This is a genomic window from Psychrobacter sp. JB385, from assembly GCF_900163785.1.
Classification (GTDB): Bacteria; Pseudomonadota; Gammaproteobacteria; order Pseudomonadales; family Moraxellaceae; genus Psychrobacter.
Map to the genome: position 1 here is coordinate 1 of NZ_FUKN01000002.1, position 1,106 is coordinate 1,106.

The window sequence follows — 1,106 nt, forward strand, 5'->3', positions numbered from 1 at the left end:
TTGATACGGTTGCAACTAAGTTGCCATCGGTATTGATAAAGTCAACGGTTTCACCCAATTGAACGTTATCTACCGTTTCATTATTGACCAAATCACTGTTGTCAGCACTAATATTAAAGCCTCGGTTTGCTTGTGCTTGAACGTTTGCAATGTTACTAGTATTGGTAGTCGTACGACCATCCAAGTTATTTAGTGCATCGCCAACATTGTTAGCAGTAACGTTGGTTCCTGTGTTACTACCATCATCCAATGTGTAGTTAGGAGCACTTACTGTGCCAGTCGCTGCCGTATACGTTGCGCCACCACCTAGGTTAGCTGCTGTGCTATTTCCTAGCGCATCAGTCTTAGCATCGGCAGCACCGTTGGCGGCTTGTAGCTGACCGAAGGTTGCAACGTCATTTGCTGCTACGCCATCAGCCACGTTAGAGATGGTGCTGTTACCTGCATTGATACCAGCTGCGGTAATGCTTGGGCCAGTTGCAGCGCCCAGATCGTTGGTAAAGCTTAAGCCAGTTTGGTTCACAACTGTGCTGTTGCCATCAACGTCAGTCGCTGTCAGGCCATTGGCACCGTAGTTGCTAGTGTTGGTGCCATCAGTGACATTGGTGCCTGTTGCTGAGGTTTTAGTCAAATTAGTACCATTTCTCATGGTATTTTCAGCAGCTGTACTAAAATTAGTATTACCAGCAGAGTCGAACATACCGCTGAATGATGCTGTGTTTACATTAGCATTACCTATATTATTAGATATTATATTACTTCCAGCTGTACTTTGATTGTAGTTACCAGCATTGGCAAGAGTCATACTTTCAGCATCATAGTTACCCGTACTACCAAAACCATTAGTAGCTCTCAAGCCATTCGCACCATAGTTAGCAGTGTTGGTGCCATCAGTCACGTTGGTGCCTGTCGCTGTCACAGCAGTAATGTTAGTACCGTCATCAATTCTAACACCAGCATTGTTGGTCACGGTGTTGCCTGTAGTCACACTGCCATTGACTCCAAGGTTCTGACCCCGGATCGGCGACGGAATGCGCTGAGGAAAATGAGATCGTCACCCGGATCCACGCTGACGCCGTTGAGAAGACCGGCGGCTTGTTCGTGGT

At 46.7% G+C, this 1,106-nt stretch carries 1 protein-coding gene; it reads right to left on the reverse strand.

The genetic code is table 11. The annotated features are described in order from the left end of the window. Positions 1-988, reverse strand: a 988-nt coding sequence (locus CZ794_RS01995; protein ID WP_373407880.1) for a beta strand repeat-containing protein, incomplete at its 3' end; no start/stop codon positions are given. Positions 989-1,106 lie beyond the last annotated feature (118 nt).